Below are 18995 nucleotides of genomic sequence, written 5' to 3'. Positions count from 1 at the left end.
GATTATAAAATGTCTTCTACAGTTGCAAGGCTATCAATAATCATATCAAGTTCCGCAGAAAAAAACTGAAAATCAAGCTCAATTTTTCTGTAATTTTTATCTTTTATACCCTTTTCAAGAGCACCGCACAGCTCACAAAGATGGACTGCACCTATATTCCCAGCTACACTTTTCAAAGAATGCAAAACAACTAAGGCCGTATCAAAATCTGATTTTTCAACCATTTCCTGCAGTTCAGAAACAACCCCGGTGTACTCACTTCTAAACCCATATAGCACTCTAATATAACTGGGATAATTTCCTCCGATATTTTTCAGCCCCCCTTCACAGTCTATGCCTGAGATTTGAGGCAAGGCAACATCTCCAATATCAATAAAATTACCAATTGCTTTGTAAGACGACGAGTCTTTATCTATATACTTACGTAATGCAGCCCTTAAGACCTTCGGGTTGATCGGTTTCGTAAGATGCTCATTCATTCCTGCATTCAGACTCTTTTCACGATCTCCCTGCATAGCATGGGCAGTCATAGCTAAAATAGGAAGATCATCATACCGTTTGTCCGAACGAATAAGCCTTGTTGCGGTTAACCCGTCCATCTCGGGCATTTGAATATCCATCAGAACCAAATCATACGAATTCGCCCAGAGAGCCTCCACTCCCTTTTGACCGTTAACGGCAACATCCACAGTACAACCGAGACCTTCAAGCATCCTCTTTGCTACCTGCTGATTCAATAAATTATCCTCAACCAGCAGCACTCGCTTTTTTGGGCTTTCATTATCCTGAATAAGTTCAGACTCTTCGACAACACAATCAGAAGTATAATTTCCTTCTATATCAAAATTATTGCGAAGAGATTCATAAAGAGACAAACGAGTAACCGGTTTACTAATAAAACCAGCAGTTCCTTTTCCCAGAGCGTCCTGTCTAAATTCCTCATCAGCACTCACCGGAACCATCAATATAATAGGGATATTTTTAATGACAGGTATTTCTTTGACGAGTTGGACTGCCTCCAATCCACTAATTCCCGACATTCTAAAAGACATATAAATTAGATCAAATGCATTCTTCTCGTCAGCTGCACTCTTTAAAACTTTAATAGCACTGACTGCTGAAGACTCTAAAACAACATCGAATGAAATATCTCGAAGCGTTGAAGCTATGAAAAATTGTGATAGTTTATTATCGTCAACAACAAGAACTCTAGGCCGCCGTATATTATTTGAAAGATAAAAACAGACATCACTCTCAACAATATCAAATGAAACAGTGAATGAAAAAGAACTGCCCTGATCAAGTTCACTTTCAACGTGTATATCGCCGCCCATTTGAGTGACAAGACTGTGTGTAATGGCCAGCCCAAGTCCGGTTCCACCATATTTACGGGTAATTGAGGCATCAGCCTGTGAAAATGACCTGAAAAGATCACTAACCTCATCCTCACTGAGACCAATGCCACTATCCTTAATTATAAACTCAATTTCAGCACACTTATCGCTCTGCCCTTTACTGGATATCAGAAGGTTAACTTCACCTTTTTCAGTAAACTTAACCGCATTATTTGAAAGATTAGTTAGAATCTGTTCAAGTCGCAGCGGGTCACCCACAATCTTATGAGGTACGTCCGGTGCTACGGAAAGAACGAACTCAATGTCCTTCTGCTCCGACTTAACAGCGACCATATTGCAAATTTTGGCAAGAACGCTATCAAGTTCAAACTCAACTTCTTCAAGAACAAACTTCCCGGCTTCAATCTTAGAAAAATCTAAAATTTCATCAATAATTGAGAGCAGAAAACCAGCTGAAGACATCATTTTTTTAAGATATTCTTCCTGAATCAAATCAAGATCAGAGCTTTGCAACAGATGGCCAAAACCCACAATACTATTCATGGGAGTTCGGATTTCATGACTCATATTAGCAAGAAATTCAGACTTAGCTCTGGTTGCCGCTTCAGCAGCAAGTTTCGCACGGTGAAGCTCTTGCTCAACAATTTTGCGATCTGTAACATTGCGCATACACTCAATTGCACCGACAACATTTCCAGAATCATCTTTAAGAGGCCCTGCAACTCCCCAAAAATAAGCTCCCTCTCCTTCAAAAACATAAGGGGTGTATACTTCTCCGTACAAGGAATCCCCTTTACTTTCCACGGATTCATACATCTCAGTCAATATATCAAAAGATCCAGAGAGAGCACAATCAACCAGAATAGGTCTGCGCTTATCATAAAACGGCAATGAGTACTCATAATTTCCTTTGCCAAGAATATCTTCTTTGAGGACTCCGGAAACAATCTCAATAGCTTTATTCCAGGCAACAACAATCCCTTTATTATTAACAACAAGTGTCGGATCAGGTAAAAATTCTATAATATCATTCAGTTGGTGATAAGAGCTGCGAAGAGCATCTTCACCCAGACGACGATCGGTTACATCCCTAAAACTCCAGACACGCCCCACGACATCATTTCCGATGCGTTGCGGGTTTGAATATTTTTCTATAATTCTCCCGTCCTTAAGTACTAGTTCATCAACCTGCCCCTCATTTGAATCAAGAAAAAAATCACACAGGTTAAAAATACTGGATTGATCTTCGTCGACCTGCTCCACAATAAATCCAAAAATATCTGAAATAATCCCTGAATTAAGATCATACTCCGACAAGCTCCACATATCGGCAAGTAAACTGTTCCATGCGACAACCCGGCCATATCCATCAACCGCAAGAATACCGTCAGCGGAAGATTCAATTGTTGCAGTAAGAAGTGAAACAGAACGTTCAATTTCAGCTCTGGAACGATGACGTTCTGTAATATCATTAAATGTACCCAGCAGCACAATTTTACCGCTGATCACCAACTTTCTTGCCCTTACCCTTGCAAAAAATTCATCTCCATCAAGACGCCTTAAAATAACTTCATAATCCAGCCCACCAGTTTCAAGAATAGTTTTCATATTGCCCTCAAAAATTTTTGAAGACGACTCTCCTCCAGGCTGGAACTTAGGCATAAATATTTCTGGATGATACGAAGTAAATTCCTTTTCTGATGAGCAGCGAAACATTGATACCGCTTCTGGATTAGCACTGATCATATTTCTGTTTTCATCCATCAGCACAATTGCATCACTGGCATGATCGAACAATGATCGATACATCACTTCCCTTTCAGCAAGTACAGCTTCTCTGGCTTTTCGATCAGATATATCACGCATAACGACATGGAAAATATCACGACTACGATATGAAATAGGAGTGGCCAATACCTCTATTGGAATTATTTCTCCAAGCTTTCTCTTAATATTCCACTCAAAACGAATACTTCCTTTTTGTGTAGCTTCATCAAGAATAACTCCGACTAAATCTCTGGACAGATTTCCATCATCTTGAAATTCTGGTGAAAATTGATACGGATTCATACCTAATAAGTCTTCACATGATGACATTCCTAATAATTTATATGCAGCCGCATTGCACTCAATAATGCTTTGGGATTCGAGAAGGACTGTTGCATCAGCTGAATCCTCAAAAAGGCTTCTGAAACGTTCCTCACTTTCCTTTAGCGCGACGGTCTGTTCTTTGCCTTGCTCAAGTAAATAAAGCCGCTCAACGGCGATACTTACATAAGAAGAAAGAAAGGTTAAAACATCAAGATCTGATCTGGTCAAAACATGCTGTTCATCATAGCTTTGAAGAACAATAGCTCCGACAATATCTCCTTTAAATATAAGCGGAGTACCAATCCAATAGAAAGCCTCTTTACCGATAATTTCGTAAACCTCGCCACGGGCAAGTAACTCCTTACGTATCTCTTTATCCACATACAAAGAGTCTCCAGTTCTCAGAACATGATCCGTTAACCCATAGCCAAGTTTACGTTTGCACGGCATGGATTCCAGCTCATCAGAAAAATATGGATAACTGATAATATCGGACTCTTTATCGTATGAGACTACAAAGAAATTACTGGCAAACATCAAATTACCGATCTGTTGCTGTAAAATCAGATAAAACTCTTCAATACCGCTCACATCAGTGACTGCAAGAGCAATACAATTCAAAACAGAATGCACACGCTCCATTCGTCTACGCTGAGCAACTTCTGCATTAAGAAACCCATTAAGTTTAGATAGCTTTCTATTCCAAATAAAAACCAGCAAAATAATAATAAAAAGCAGAAGTATAAGCTGAGCAAGAACACTGTATTCAGGATCGCTGACAAGATATTGATAATGAATCTTGGGATTAATTTTCATTTATGGCTCTGATACACTTTACTTAATTAAGGACAGAAAATTGAGACTCAAAATAAGCATACGAAACTCCGGCCTGTCCCACTGCAAAAGACACAGAGACCAAAACGAAATATATTTTATTCATTTTAAGAATCAACGTTCCCCTCCGATGACTTGATTTATAATCAATAGCATTTGCTCTAAGAGAGCTCAAGACAGCAATAACATGCTAATAAAAAACGCATAATCAACTCTTATGATTAAAAATATAAATAGAATGGTCGTGAAAAAAACAGAGAATATAGAAAGGGGGGTACGCTGAGATATATGATAAAAATAATTTTTTAACTATTTGTTGCTCGCAATAAATTCATCAATGAAATCTTCAGGTGTGATTGAAGAAGTTGTAATATCAAAATGCTTATTAAGACGGACAATTTGAGGAGGCAACAGACCGCAATCACTTAACAATTCTTTTTCATTAAAAAAGTCAATCATCATGCCGTCAAAACTCTTCTGTCCATTTTGCAGACAAATGACACGAGAAAAATATTCAGCAATAAAATCCATGTCATGACTGATAATAAGGACAGTCTTACCTTGTGCTTTACAGCGCTGCAAAACCTGAACAAGAAGCGAAATTTCATGGGAATCAAGTGCAGAAGTAGGTTCATCAAGTACTAAAACATCCGTGTCCATTGCTATAACTGAAGCTAAAGCCAGACGCTTACGTTCACTGTAACCCAGATCATGCGGATTGCTTTCTTCTTTTGACTGAAGCTCAAGAGCGGCCAGCGAATCATGAACAAGCCTATCAACTCTATCCGCAGAATAGCCCAGATTACGTGGACCAAAAGCAACCTCATCATATACACGGCGCTTACATATCTGATTATCAGGATTCTGAAAGAGCAAAGCAACTTTTCCAGCCATATGTGAAACGGAAGTAGAGCCTGTGACCAGACCGCTGACTTCAACTTCACCATCATCTGGTACCAAAAGTCCATTCAGATGCTTTGCCAAAGTGCTCTTACCGGAACCATTATGCCCCAGAAGAGCCACCATCTCACCGCTCTTAATACTTAAAGAAACGTTGTTCAGAGCTTTATGTCCATTAGGGTAGCTGAAATAAATATTATTAACGTTTATCTGCACATCATAGCCTTTAAGACAGGGTCAAACCGTCTACAACTTCTTCAAACGTGATTCCAAGCCCACTTGCATTGCTCCATATTCCAATGGTCTTTGCCAGGCTTGCAACATGAGTATAACGGGTCCAATCCAAGCCGATCTCTTTTATGAGCGGAGAAGTCAAAACCTCTGCAGGAGTGCCTTGCATAACTATTTTTCCACTATTCATAACAACAACTCTATCAGCATATTTCGCCACCCATTCCAGATGTTGATCAGCCATGACAATCGTTTTCCCGTTTTTTTTAAGGCGCAGCATAATTTCAAAAATCTGGAGAACTCCCTGAGGATCTAAAAAAGTAGTTGCCTCATCCAGCACCAGAATAGAAGGATCACAAGCCATTACTGACGCTAAAGCTACCTTCTGCTGCTGTCCTCCTGAAAGTTGATAAGGAGGTCTATCGGAAAGCTCTGCCAGACCGATCATATTTAGAACATTATCAACCTGCTCTTTCATTTTTGATCGCTCTACACCGCGATTTTCAAGGCTGAATGCAACCTCCTCAAAAACAGTATAACGAACACCTGATAACTGGCGAACAGGGTCCTGCATTACAAGCCCGACGGACATAGCGATCTCACTGACAGACATCTTGAAGCTGTCCTTATCCTGTACCCATACTTTTCCGCTTATTTCTCCATGGTACAGATGTGGAATTACTCCGGCTATTGCATTACACAAAGTTGATTTTCCGGAATTATTGGCTCCAATAACGGCAACAAACTCTCCCTCTTCCACTTGCATAGAAATAGAATCAAGTGATTTCGTATTTGAATCGGCATAGGTATAAGTCAAATTTTCAATTTTCAGCATGTGCATAGATTAACTCAGAAAATGATAAACTATAATTCCGGCACAACAGACAAGCATAGTCCAGCGACAAATCTGCTGCCCTAGGGAATCTTCAACCTGATGCCATGAAGAAACTCTACGGCAGGAGTTGAATCCACGAACTTCAAGCGATATAGCTCGCTGCTCAATCTCAACCAGAGTTCCCAAAACAAAAGGACTTAATAGAGGTTTAACAGCCTGAATCCTTTTCCACAAACTGCCCTCACAATCCATACCTCTTGCCCGTTGCGCCGCTTGAATTACTCCCACTCGATCCCGCATAGCAGGCAGAAGAAGCAAAGGACTTCCTATAAGATATGCTAAAACAGGAGAGCATCCGCTCTCTGTAAGTGCAGTCAGAAAATCAGCAGGGTGAGTCGTAAACACAAAAAGTAAGGAAGCTGTAAGCAAAGCTGTAAGCTGCACTAAAACCGTGCAGGCAAATATAAGCCCCTCACGGTAAAGCGAAATCATATGCCAAGAATATAAAACAGTTTTGTTGTCAGGATAAAGAAAACCATGGATTGGAAGCATAAACACAGCTAGAGGCAATATTGTGCAACATACCGTCTTCAATACAGGAGCGGCAACTCCGCCATAGACCGCCAGCAACATATTAATGAAAATGAAAACTAGCCCGATTTCTAAAGCAGCAGGACCAAGATAGACTAGCATCCCTGTCAATAAGATGTAAGCCAGCTTATTGAAGGGATGCAATCTTTTAATCCTGGATTCACTCTTAATATAAAGCGTTATATTTTCTGAACTATCATGCACTAAATTTGTTCTTTAACTTTATGAACGTTGAGGGGAGCTCATAAAACGTGACGTTGTTCTTGCAGGAAGAGTTTTAACAATCCCCCATACGAGCGCAGCAGTTACTATTTTATCAAGCAGATTGGACGTAAAAACAGTTACAACTACTGAACCGAAAAGGTCTTTACCAAGGGCCATCATGTATGCGGTAAGAAAATCAGCACCACTTCCGGTTATTCCTCCGAACATATACAGACGGATGGGAACAGCAACAATCGCTGTAAAAATAGTAATGATCACACCGCTTAAAATTACCAACCATATATTTTTAAACAGTCCATATCTGGCACAATAGCCGGCAGATAAACCGATAACCATTGCCACTGGAGAAAAAGCTGCAGCAACAGGAGAAGTAATCATGCCCCAGATCAGATTTGTAAGCAGCCCTGTCAAACCTCCGGCCCATGGTCCAGCCAGAACGGCAACTAAGACAGTTCCTATAGAATCCAGAAAAACAGGTAGTTTAAGAAGGGAGACCAATTGCCCGACAGCAATGTTAAGAACAATAGCCACCGCAATTAAAACCATTGTAAAAGTTGAAAAATCTTTCTTGATTTGATCTGAAAAGCCCATGATAATTTTCTCCCTAATCTGTCTTTTTTATTTCAAGTTCAGGATATCCTGTATCCGGATCAAAAGTTCTCAAAAAACGGACTCCTTCGCATACTCCCAGAACAATTTCTGCAGTTGTATAAACTTTGCAGCCCTCCAAGAGATGCGCACCGATCGTACGCCCGTGCTTATCAGCAATTGAGATATGACAATGTGAACCATGAACAGACAAGACTCCGGTAAGTGAAACAATTTCAAAATGACCGCTAAGCTCTTCAGAATGTTCCTGATTGGCGAACCGAAGTACAGCTGTTGTCAGGCTCCCTACGCAAGTTAAAACACAAGCGGCTTCAATCTCTTGCTCTGTAACAACTCTATCAATTTCTTTTAGTAGATCCTGTCCCGGATGCAACCGTATTGAAAAAGTATTAAGCACCACAGCTCCTGTCATTGTAACTTTTACAAAATGTGTGCAGGCAGCTTTGCATGCAGCTGTATAGTTCACACAAATTAATGCTAGACTCATTGTATAAACTTTGAATTTTGTCCAGCGGATATATTATAGCAACACAATGACACAAATAGAATATTACAATGACAAACAACTCAATCTATCATATTTTTATATAATTAAACTTAATGCAAGCTACATAAATACATTTCTATAATAAATTCGTCCAAATATTTTCCGCATACTTTTGCAAACAAGAAGATAATATGCTTCTGCCACAACACAGTTAAAGCAGTCCCAGTAAATCTAATGGTTCATCAAAAACGATTTTTGCTCCAGCATTGATAAGCTCTTTAGCACCGCGAAATCCCCATCCAGCACCAACGGCTATCATACCTGCATTAACAGCCGTCTGAATATCCACGTCAGAATCACCCACAAAAACAGTATGTTCAGGTTCAACGCCCATTTCTTCGGCAAGTTTGATAGCTCCATCCGGGGCTGGTTTCAAAGGTACGTCCGAAACTCCACCACGAACCGCAAAAAAGTCTGTATCCGGCAAAAACTTTTTCACTGCTTTTTTTGTGAATTCATCAGGTTTATTGGAAAGCACTGCAATTTTCTTATCTGCGCTGGACAGAGCCGAAAGCACTTCAAGAACTCCTAAATATGGCCGGGCAATAGTATTCAGAACACGTTCAAATTCTTCAAGAAGAGCTGGAAAAATCTCGTCATGATTTTCTTTGTTGCGCTTGCTTTCCGGAAGAATACGCCAAGCCAGTTTTGCGGCACCTGCGCCCACAAAATTACGATATGCCTCAACCGGGTATTCAGCATATCCCTGACTTAAAAGAGCCGCATTCCCGGCAGCCGCAATTTCTTCCAGAGTATAAAGTAAAGTACCGTCAAGATCGAAAATAACTGCTGAAAAATCCAATGAATATTTCATTTTTTTGTTCTCCGCATTTAACTGGTATAGTTGGTCATAGTCTTTTTATTGGATTCAAATAATCAGAAACCAAACAACATCGTTATACGCAAAATATCAACTATAATTTCATACAATACATCATGATAAAAAAACAATGTTTGATACATATATGTAAGTTTGCTCTTTAATAAAATGCAATATACGATAAGAAATACCGTTTTAGTAAATTTAATATCATAAAGTATTAAACTTTATTAATCATCCTTATTTGTGATTTTAAAAATACCCTACATTAAAGATACATTGACTACTCTGATCTACATAAGAAGTGCAACTGATGCTTAAAAATTTAATTAAAGGCAAAGCTATGCAACCTGATTTGAGGCAGCATATAATCAACTGTGTAAGTTACGCAATTGTTGTTGTTGACAAAAACTGCGTAGTAATAAGCATGAACAATGTGGCTTTGGAATTCTTGAAACGCCGTGACCGCACAACGTCGATAGGTATTCATGTCGACCAGATACTCCCCATAGCTGCACCATTTATAAAAAAAGGACTGGGTTCAGAAGAATTCCGGGAGGGATCAGGAAGAATTGTTAAAAAAGGTACTGAACTATTCTTCGAAATAACTCCTCTGATCATTGAAGAAGAACTTGAAGGAGCGGTTATCAGCCTCCAGAAGCCATCTCGCTTTGAAGAACTGGCCGTCGAGCTTAGCTCTTTTCAAGAAATGGCGGCTAAATTACAAGCAATTTTTGACTCATCAAGTGACGGCATCTGGGTTACAAGCGGTGAAGGAATTGTTACCAACATGAACAAAGCCTCAGAGGTCCTTAATGGAGTCAAAAGCGCTCAGGTACTTGGAAAACACATTGATAATATCGTCAAAAAAGGACTCATAGATATTTCAGTATCAAAGGAAGTACTCAAAACAAATCATCAGATCAGCATGTTGCAAAACATTACTAAAACAGGACGGCAACTCCTCTGCACAGGAACTCCTGTTTATGACGGTAAAAAAAATCTTTCCATGATCGTAGTTAATGAACGCGATGTAACTGAACTGCTTGATTTAAGAGAACACTTGAAGACGGCACGGGAAATCACCGAAAAAGCTCGAACTGAAATTACCAGCCTGAATATGCTAGAACTGGGACAGGGTGAATTTATTTCTGAGAGCAAATCAATGCACCGTGTGCTGGGAAGCGCTCTCAAGCTGGCCCAGCTGGATGCATCAGGTATCCTGTTGCTTGGAGAGTCAGGAACGGGAAAATCCATGCTGGCAAAACTTCTTCATCAGCAGAGTCCCCGCTCATCAGGCCCATTTCTGGCTATCAACTGCGCCGCTGTACCGGAACAGCTCTTTGAAGCAGAACTTTTCGGGTATGAAAAAGGAGCTTTTACCGGGGCCAAGGAAACCGGAAAGGCCGGACTCATGACCCTTGCGGACGGAGGGACTTTCTTTCTTGATGAAATAGGTGAAATGCCTCCCTCAATTCAGGCCAAACTTTTAAAATGTATCGATGAAAAAGAATTCACACCTCTTGGGGGATCTTCACCCAAAAAAATAAACTGTGTAATCATTGCCGCAACAAACAAGAATTTAGAAAAAATGGTTAAACAAAAACAGTTCCGAAAAGATCTGTTTTATAGACTTAATGTTTTCACGCTCACCTTACCTCCTCTACGTGATAGAACTGAGGATATTTTTGCGCTATCCAGTGCCTTCCTTGACAAATACAATCATAAGTATGGCAAACGTAAGACTCTTTCACACAAAGGTCTAAGGATTTTAAACAATTATTCCTTCCCCGGTAATATCAGAGAGTTAAACAGCCTGATAAAAAAGGGGGTCGCCGTGGCCGAAGAACCACTTCTTGATAACTTCCTTGAACAGACTATCCACGGAGAGAGCATAAGCGGATATAAATTCTCAAGAGACTCCTCTTTAAAAGAATCTCTGGAGCAGGTTGAGCTTGAAATGCTCAAAGAAGCCCAGCGAGCATGTCTGACGACCAGAGACATGGCCAAATACCTTAAAATCAGCCAGCCATCGATTGTACGAAAATTAAAAAAATACGGCCTGAATCATCATTAAAATTTATCTTGATTCAAAAATGGTTCAAAATTTAAGCAAATTACAACTACGCTTCTTTGCTAGCTTACTACTTGCTTTTATTAACTTACTATGCGGTTCTATTTTTAATTCTTGCAGTAAAAAAGTTATTCAATACTTTTTTTGATTCATAAATAAATCAAAAATCTTCTTACATAAGCATTATTTCACCGTTTTTGATTCATTTGTGAATCAAAAACTAAGATCAGCAACGCAGTAAAAATTATTAACTAGTTGTAATATATGAATATATTATTATGGCATATTAAATGCTTTATCAGTCCAAAATCAAAAAAGGACGGTTACAGACATGAGTAAATCAGAAACACTGCTGGAAAGACGTAACAAAGCAGTTGCTCTTGGAGTAGGCAATTTGGCCCCTGTTTTTGCTGATCGAGCCCAAAACTCGGTAGTCACCGATGTTGATGGAAACGAATACATTGATTTCGTTGGGGGGATAGGCGTTAACAATGTAGGTCATTGCAACGAGAAAGTTGTTGCTGCCATCAAGGAACAGGCTGAAAAACTTATCCACTCATGCTTTCACATTGCAATGTATGAATCGTACATTGCCTTAGCTGAAAAACTAATTGAAATTACTCCCGGTGATTTCGAAAAAAAAGCGGTTCTCCTTAACAGTGGAGCAGAAGCTGTAGAAAATGCGGTTAAAATTTCACGACTAGCAAGCGGCAAAAGCGGTATTATTGTTTATGAAGGAGGCTTTCACGGGCGTACATTGCTCACCATGAGCATGACCAGTAAAGTCAAACCCTACAAATTCAAATTCGGTCCTTATGCACCTGAAATATACAGAATACCTTATCCATACTGTTACCGCTGTCCTTATGGTAAAGAATATCCTTCCTGCGATATCCATTGCGCCGAACAGCTTAAAAGCTGGTTCATAGGAAACGCAGCACCTGAAAACATCGCCGCCATAGTCGCTGAGCCGATTGCCGGTGAGGGTGGTTTCCTCACTCCTCCACCTGAATATTTCCCAAGAATCAAAGAGATATGTGCAGACAACGGAATTTATTTCGTTGCTGACGAAATCCAGACCGGCGGCGGACGCACAGGTAAATTTTGTGCCATCGACCATTGGGGAGTCGAACCGGATCTTATGACCATGGCAAAAAGCATTGGCGGCGGCATGCCCATCTCTGCTGTAGTTGGCAGAAAAGAAATCATGGACGCAGTGCATCCCGGCGGACTTGGCGGAACGTATGGCGGCAACCCTGTATCATGCGCAGCAGCCCTGGCAGCAATAAACGCTCTTGAAAATGAAGGTATTCTCGAAAAGGGTCAGGCTCTCGGTAAGAAAGTCAAAGATGTATTTAACAGCTGGAAGAAAAAATACTCAATAATCGGTGATGTTCGTGGCCTTGGAGCCATGATCGCACTGGAAATTGTCACAGATAAAGACAGTAAAACCCCTGCCCCTGACCTTACCAAAAAAATAGTTGCCGAAGCGGTAAAAAATAAACTGCTTATACTGTCCTGCGGTAATTTCGGCAACGTCATCAGAATACTTGTACCACTGTCAGTAGATGACCAGACTTTAGATAAGGGACTGTCTATTCTGGAGAAAGCAATCATTGAACAAAGTTAATCAGCAGAAATCAGGTTAAATACTGAAGATTTTTGTAATTAATTTTTCACCTTAAACAGGAGATTCAAAATGAAAAGTTTCAAATTAACTCTAGGCGCAGTATTGCTCTGCTTCATGACTTTAGGACTCAGTTCTTTCGCTCTGGCTGTTGATTCTATTAAAATAGGCAACATTCTCCCTCTGTCAGGACCTTCAGCTGCAGTTGGTCAGCAGGGCAAACAGGCCAGAGAAATGGCTGTTGAGGAAATCAATAATGCTGGAGGGATCAAATCTCTTGGCGGTGCCAAACTTGAGATGCTTTATGCTGACTCAAAAAGTGATCCTAATGTAGGTGTCACAGAGGCAGAACGATTCATTAATACTGAAAAAGTTAAAGTTCTTACAGGCTGCTGGAACTCAGGTGTAACCTACCCGACATCTGCTGTTGCCGAGCGTTACGGTATACCTTTCATTGTTCCTGTATCAGTTCGCGACACCATAACTGAGCGTGGATTTAAAAACGTATTCCGCATTGCAGCCAAAGACTCATGGTGGGCAAGAGACCAGTTCGCTTTCCTCAAAGATATGTCAAAAGAATTCGGAACTGAACTCAAAACAGTTGCCATGGTCTATGAGAACGGGGACTGGGGAACAGGTCTTGCTGCACAGTGGAAAAAATTGATAGAAAACTCCGGATACAAAATTGTTCTGGACGAACCCTACCCTTCCAGTGCGACCGACCTCACACCTGTTGTCAACAAAATCCGCCGGGCCAGACCTGATATTCTTTTACTGACTTCCAATGCTGCCGATGCAATTCTGCTGACCAACACCATGGCTAACTATAAAGTTCGCCCCAAAGTAATTCTCGGAACAGGCGGCGGACATGCAGACCCGACATTCCTAAGTGGAACAGGTGATAATGCCCAGTACATCTTTGATATTGTTGAGTGGGAAACTGACATCAACAAACCCGGTGTGAAAGAAATCAATGAGAAGTACAAAGCGAAATACGGCAATAACCTCACAGGTGAAGCTGTAGATGCTTACGTATCCGTATACGTTCTTGCGGATGCGCTCGAAAGAGCCGGGTCCACTGATGCTGATAAGGTTAGATCCGCTCTCGCAAAAACCAATCTGAAAACAGGACCGGCAGCGATTGTCTCTTACGACGCCATTGAATTCGATGAAACCGGCCAGAATAAATTTGCTTCTCCGGTAATTGTACAGGTCAATAATCTGGGCAAAGGCCTTGAACGCATCACAATCTGGCCCAAATCCGCACGCCGTGCAGGATACACACCCGTATTCCCCATTCCTAAAAAATAAATTCTTAACCGGGGGGAGGGGGAGTGCATCCCCTCTCCTCAAAATAGTCTTTGCATCCTTATAACTAATTAGCATTGGCGGTTTCTATGGATTTTGCATTTCTCTTACAGGACATCATCAGCGGAATTCTAATGGGATCCATCTATGGTCTTATCGCGCTGGGCCTGACACTGGTTTTCGGAGTGCTGAAAGTAATCAACTTTGCACACGGATCGTTTCTCATGGTGGGTATGTATGCATCATATTGGGCCGTATCATTGACGGGACTACATCCCTATGTAGCTCTCTGCATTGTCGTACCTGTAATGTTTTACTTCGGATACTTTTTACAGAATTTCTTAATTAAGCCAATTTTTGTAGCTGAGAAAGACGTAAGAGAACCTACAACAGTAATTATCGTTACTACCGGCGTGTGGTACATGCTCGATAACATGGCCCTGCTTATTTTCGGCCCCGGCTACAGAGCACTGACTCCCAATCCACTAAAAGGCCAGATGCTTGAGTTCGGAGATATTTTTATATCAGTCCCAAAACTATACGGCTTTCTAATTGCTATTGCCACAGCCCTGCTGCTCTATCTTTTTCTGCAAAAAACACGCACAGGCCGCGCAATCAGAGCTACAAGTCTCGACCGCGACGCAGCCTCACTCATGGGCATTAACCAGTGGAAGATTTTTAACATTGCATTTGGAATAGGCACAGCCATAGCAGGCATTTCAGGAGTAGTCCTAACCCCTTTTTATAATGTTTATCCAACTGTCGGCGTTCCTTTTGATGTAAAATCATTTGTAATTGTTGTTCTTGGCGGCTTGGGATCTATTCCTGGAGCAATTATAGGCGGCATTATTATCGGCCTGATTGAATCCGTCGGCCCGGTATATATGACTTCAACCTGGACGGAAGCCATCGTTTACATGTTGTTTCTGCTGGTGCTCTTTGTAAAACCTTCCGGCCTCTTCGGCCAGAAATACGATTGGTAGGAACAAGTTATGACTGTAGATTACATCAAGAAATGTTGTTTGGCGGCATGTGTACTGTTTGCATTTGCAATGCCTCTCTTTGTCCATAGCCCGACTTACCTGCACATCTCAATTATGCTTCTTCTTTTCGCCTACATGACAACCTCATGGAACCTTGTCGGCGGCTTTGCAGGCGTATTACCCCTCGGGCACTCTGTTTTTGTCGGTATCGGGGCATATACCTCAACGGTGTTATGGCTTCAGTACTCTATCTCTCCATGGATCGGCATGCTGATCGGAGGCGTAGTTTCCGGTATTGTAGGCTATCTCATAGGTAAACCTACTTTAAAAATGCGTGGAGCTTACTTCGCCTTGTCCACCATGGCCTTTGTTGAAGGCGTAAGGGTTGTCGTGGAGAATCTAAGCTACATCGGACCATTTAAACTCAACGGTCCACGTGGACTTAATATTCCTCCCATCCCTGCCGGTGAAAATAGTTTCTTCGCTTTCCAGTTTGCACACAAGGAACCATATTATTACATTATCCTAATCATGCTGATAGCTGTTCTGGCCCTTACATGGTATGTCTCCCGCTCAAAAATGGGATACTCACTTATTGCAGGAGGAGAAGAACCTGAAGCAGCTGAGGCCCTTGGCATTAATGTAACCAGATACAAAGTTCAGGCCATGGTAATGAGTGCATTTTTAACATCATTAGCAGGTACTTTTCTAGCTCAGCTGACTCTTTTTATCTATCCAAAATCAGTTCTAACACTGGACCTTTCCTTTGAGCTGGCTTTCATCGCTCTAATTGGTGGCCGAGGTTCAATTGCAGGACCTGTTGTTGGCGCTCTGCTACTTCGCCCGGTAAGTGAATTCAGCCGTATTTATTTAAGTGATTCTTTACCTGGGATGCACCTGATTCTCTTCGGGGCAATTCTTATAGTAGTCATGTTGCTCCAGCCAAGCGGGCTTACAGCACCACTTACTAAAAAATTCAACGCCATCGTAGAAAAAATAGCAAATAGAAAAACAAAACCTAGGGGCGTAAGCGATGAGCATGCTTAAATTTGAAGACGTCACAATGCAGTTTGGTGGTCTAACCGCCGTAAATGCACTTAATATTGAAATTGAAAAAGGACAGATTCTAGGTCTTATCGGCCCGAATGGCGCGGGGAAATCTACTGTCTTCAACTGTGCAGCAGGCGTATATAAACCTACTTCCGGCAAAATATACTTCGATGGTGAGGATATTACCGGAGCAAAGCCGTGGGATTTATGCCGCAAAGGACTGGCCCGTACGTTCCAGATCGTTAAACCATTTGCAACCAAATCTGTTCTTTACAATACAACAGTTGCAGCCTTTGCAACGACCAGCAACCGCGATGAAGCGGAATCTATTGCTTTGGATGTGCTTAAAAGCATGCATCTGGATCACCGCAAGGACGACCTGCCCGGAGCTATGACAATCGCAGACCGGAAACGGCTTGAAATTGCTAAGGCTATGGCTACTAAACCGAAACTGTTACTTCTTGATGAAGTTATGGCAGGACTCAGGCCGACTGAAGTTGATGAAATGATCGATATCTTTAAAAATATCCGTGACAACGGCGTAACGATCTTCGTCATTGAACACATCATGCGTGCGATAATGGCTCTTTCTGATGAACTGGTGGTTATTCATTTCGGCACCAAAATTTCTGAAGGAAAGCCAGAAGAAGTCGCAAAGGACGAAAATGTGATAAAAGCATACCTTGGAGGTGACTATGTCGCTTCTTGATATAAATAAGATCAATACATTTTACGGAGATGTGCAGGTCATTTTTGACCTTTCACTTAACGTGAATCAGGGAGAAGTCGTATCTATCATTGGAGGCAACGGAGCGGGCAAATCCACTCTGTTACGGACAATTTCAGGACTTCTGGATCCAGCAGATGGTGAAATCTGTTTTGACGGGGAAAATATTCAAGGCAATCCCCCTGAAAAAATTGTAGAGACAGGTCTTATCCATGTACCGGAAGGTCGAAAGTTATTCTCTCTGATGTCTGTATACGACAACCTTATTGTTGGGGCATACAATAACAGAGCTAAAAATAACATCGCGGAATCATTAGAAACAGTCTATAAAATGTTTCCCCGTCTTAAAGAGCGCAAAGATCAGCTTGCCATGACTCTTTCAGGCGGAGAGCAGCAAATGGTTGCTATCGGCAGAGGAATTATGGCCTGCCCTAAACTGATGATGCTTGATGAGCCTTCTTTGGGACTTGCTCCTATTCTTATTAAAGAGATTTTCGCCAACGTAAGAGAGATAGCCAATCAGGGAACTACAATACTGCTGGTAGAACAAGATGTTCAGCACTCGCTTTCACTGTCTGACCGTGGTTATGTTCTGGAGCATGGACGAGTTGCGATGGAAGGCAGTGCTAAGGATCTGCTTAGTAACCCGCATATTAAAACTGCTTACCTCGGCATTTAGAAACTGCTATTTAAGAAAATTACTGACTTATATAAAGAAAATGATAAACAGGTTTGCACTATCGCATATTGCTATTAAATACAGGAGTAAATTAATATGAGCATTCAAAGCCTTAATCCGGCAACCGAAGAAATCATCGCTTCTTTCGAAGAATTTTCAGCTGACAAAACTCAGGCAGTACTCGACGCCACGGCAAAAGCCTGGCCAATGTGGAGCATAAAAAATTTCAGTGAACGCAAAGCCTGCCTGAAAAAAGCTGCTGAAATTCTTCGTAAAAGAGCTCCTGAACTTGCTGAAATAATGGCTCTTGAAATGGGCAAGCCTGTTCGGCAAGGTGAAGGAGAGGTCCTCAAATGTGCCGTAGTATGTGATTATTATGCCGATGAGGGCGAGTCTATGCTTGCACCTGAACCTGTAGAAGGAGCTGGCAGAAAAGCTTTTATAACGTTTGAACCACTCGGAACGGTTTTAACAGTTATGCCGTGGAACTTCCCTTTCTGGCAGGTATTCCGCATTGCGGCCCCCTCTCTTATGGCGGGCAATTCTATGGTTCTGAAGCATGCCTCCAATGTGCCCCAGTGTGCTATGGCCATTGAACAGGTATTTAAAGATGCCGGCTTTCCCGAGGATCTATTTCGAACGCTGCTTATCGGAGCACGTCAGGTAGAATCAGTTTTGGATCATGACTCAATATTTGCAGTCAGTCTGACAGGCAGTGAACCGGCAGGACGCAAGGTAGCTTCTGCAGCAGGTGCAAGACTGAAAAAATCTGTGATGGAGCTTGGCGGTAGTGATCCGTTCATTGTGCTCTCTGATGCCGACCTTGATGAAGCCGTTAAAATTGCCACACTATCAAGATGCGGAAACACAGGGCAGACATGTATCGCAGCCAAGCGTTTTATTGTGCAGGATGAAGTTTATGATAACTTTGTCGCCAAACTTTCTGAGAGCATGTCCAAACTGATCGTAGGTGATCCTCTTGATCAAAAAACGGATATGGGACCAATGTCCTCTGGTCCTCTGCGTCAAGAACTGCAGGAACAGGTTAACCGCTGTGTAGATGCTGGAGGTAAAATCCTGATTGGAGGAAGCATTCCCGACAGTGTGGGATATTATTATCCACCTACCATAATCACTGATATTCCGACTCACGCAGATGTATGCAAAGAAGAGTTATTCGGTCCTGTAGCTCTTGTATTTCGAGTTTCGTCTGTAGATGAAGCTATCTCACTTGCTAATGATACTCCATTTGGGCTGGGCGGATCAATCTGGTCAAAAGATGAAGACACCGCAGTTGAAATAGCTGCGAAAGTCAAGACTGGATGTATGTTTATCAACAGTCTGGTCCGCAGCGATGTTCATCTCCCATTCGGAGGCATAGGCAATTCTGGATATGGACGCGAACTCGGAAAACACGGAATCCGGGCATTTGTAAACGTCAAACCCATCTGCATAGGGTAATTCATCAGATTATTTTCTGTCTTTGAATAAAAGACTTTATCTATTAAA

At 41.6% G+C, this 18995-nt stretch carries 15 protein-coding genes; 8 read left to right on the top strand and 7 right to left on the bottom strand.

The window, feature by feature from the left end:
- Nucleotides 1-2: 2 nt before the first annotated feature.
- The 7 genes from H589_RS20580 to H589_RS0118195 form a co-directional block, all read right to left on the bottom strand.
- Nucleotides 3-4262 carry a response regulator gene (locus H589_RS20580; protein WP_051249820.1) on the bottom strand — a complete coding sequence of 1420 codons (4260 nt, stop codon included), beginning with the start codon at nt 4260-4262 and terminating at the stop codon, nt 3-5.
- A 327-nt stretch (nt 4263-4589) separates the two neighbouring features.
- A complete protein-coding gene (locus tag H589_RS0118220; protein WP_027723357.1) occupies nt 4590-5396 on the bottom strand; it encodes an energy-coupling factor ABC transporter ATP-binding protein in 807 nt (268 codons plus the stop codon).
- 10 nt (nt 5397-5406) lie between these two features.
- Entirely contained in the window at nt 5407-6246 is an 840-nt protein-coding gene (locus H589_RS0118215; protein WP_245577215.1) for an energy-coupling factor ABC transporter ATP-binding protein, read from the bottom strand.
- 9 nt (nt 6247-6255) lie between these two features.
- Entirely contained in the window at nt 6256-7041 is a 786-nt protein-coding gene (locus H589_RS0118210; protein WP_027723355.1) for an energy-coupling factor transporter transmembrane component T family protein, read from the bottom strand.
- A gap of 18 nt (nt 7042-7059) precedes the next feature.
- Entirely contained in the window at nt 7060-7653 is a 594-nt protein-coding gene (locus H589_RS0118205; RefSeq protein ID WP_035076710.1) for an ECF transporter S component, read from the bottom strand.
- A 13-nt stretch (nt 7654-7666) separates the two neighbouring features.
- Nucleotides 7667-8158: a PPC domain-containing DNA-binding protein gene (locus H589_RS0118200; RefSeq protein ID WP_245577211.1), complete on the bottom strand. Its 492-nt coding sequence runs from the start codon at nt 8156-8158 to the stop codon at nt 7667-7669.
- Between the two features lie 211 nt (nt 8159-8369).
- Complete coding sequence (locus H589_RS0118195; protein ID WP_027723352.1) at nt 8370-9032, bottom strand: HAD family hydrolase; 663 nt, start codon at nt 9030-9032, stop codon at nt 8370-8372.
- Between the two features lie 319 nt (nt 9033-9351).
- Here H589_RS0118195 and H589_RS0118190 point away from each other — a divergent pair, with 319 nt between their 5' ends.
- The 8 genes from H589_RS0118190 (at nt 9352) to H589_RS0118155 (ending at nt 18947) form a co-directional block, all read left to right on the top strand.
- Complete coding sequence (locus H589_RS0118190) at nt 9352-11115, top strand: sigma 54-interacting transcriptional regulator (RefSeq protein ID WP_245577209.1); 1764 nt, start codon at nt 9352-9354, stop codon at nt 11113-11115.
- Nucleotides 11116-11443: 328 nt separating this feature from the next.
- Nucleotides 11444-12742, top strand: a complete 1299-nt coding sequence (gene gabT / locus H589_RS0118185; RefSeq protein WP_027723350.1) for a 4-aminobutyrate--2-oxoglutarate transaminase — start codon at nt 11444-11446, stop codon at nt 12740-12742.
- Between the two features lie 69 nt (nt 12743-12811).
- On the top strand, nt 12812-14050 hold the full coding sequence (locus tag H589_RS0118180; protein WP_027723349.1) for an ABC transporter substrate-binding protein: 1239 nt from the start codon (nt 12812-12814) through the stop codon (nt 14048-14050).
- A gap of 86 nt (nt 14051-14136) precedes the next feature.
- Nucleotides 14137-15030 carry a branched-chain amino acid ABC transporter permease gene (locus H589_RS0118175; RefSeq protein ID WP_027723348.1) on the top strand — a complete coding sequence of 298 codons (894 nt, stop codon included), beginning with the start codon at nt 14137-14139 and terminating at the stop codon, nt 15028-15030.
- 9 nt (nt 15031-15039) lie between these two features.
- Nucleotides 15040-16077 carry a branched-chain amino acid ABC transporter permease gene (locus H589_RS0118170; RefSeq protein WP_027723347.1) on the top strand — a complete coding sequence of 346 codons (1038 nt, stop codon included), beginning with the start codon at nt 15040-15042 and terminating at the stop codon, nt 16075-16077.
- The gene (locus tag H589_RS0118165; RefSeq protein ID WP_027723346.1) at nt 16064-16789 is read left to right on the top strand and encodes an ABC transporter ATP-binding protein; all 726 of its coding nucleotides are present in this window, start codon (nt 16064-16066) and stop codon (nt 16787-16789) included. Before H589_RS0118170 ends, H589_RS0118165 begins: the two co-directional genes overlap by 14 nt.
- Nucleotides 16776-17486 (top strand): ABC transporter ATP-binding protein, encoded by a 711-nt coding sequence (locus H589_RS0118160; protein WP_027723345.1) that lies wholly within the window; start codon nt 16776-16778, stop codon nt 17484-17486. Before H589_RS0118165 ends, H589_RS0118160 begins: the two co-directional genes overlap by 14 nt.
- Nucleotides 17487-17582: 96 nt before the next feature.
- The gene (locus H589_RS0118155) at nt 17583-18947 is read left to right on the top strand and encodes an NAD-dependent succinate-semialdehyde dehydrogenase (RefSeq protein WP_027723344.1); all 1365 of its coding nucleotides are present in this window, start codon (nt 17583-17585) and stop codon (nt 18945-18947) included.
- Nucleotides 18948-18995: the final 48 nt, after the last annotated feature.

It is taken from the genome of Maridesulfovibrio zosterae DSM 11974 (genome assembly GCF_000425265.1).
Taxonomy (GTDB): domain Bacteria; phylum Desulfobacterota; class Desulfovibrionia; order Desulfovibrionales; family Desulfovibrionaceae; genus Maridesulfovibrio; species Maridesulfovibrio zosterae.
The sequence above is the reverse complement of the archived record's forward strand: the minus strand, read 5'-3'. Positions and strand labels throughout refer to the sequence as shown.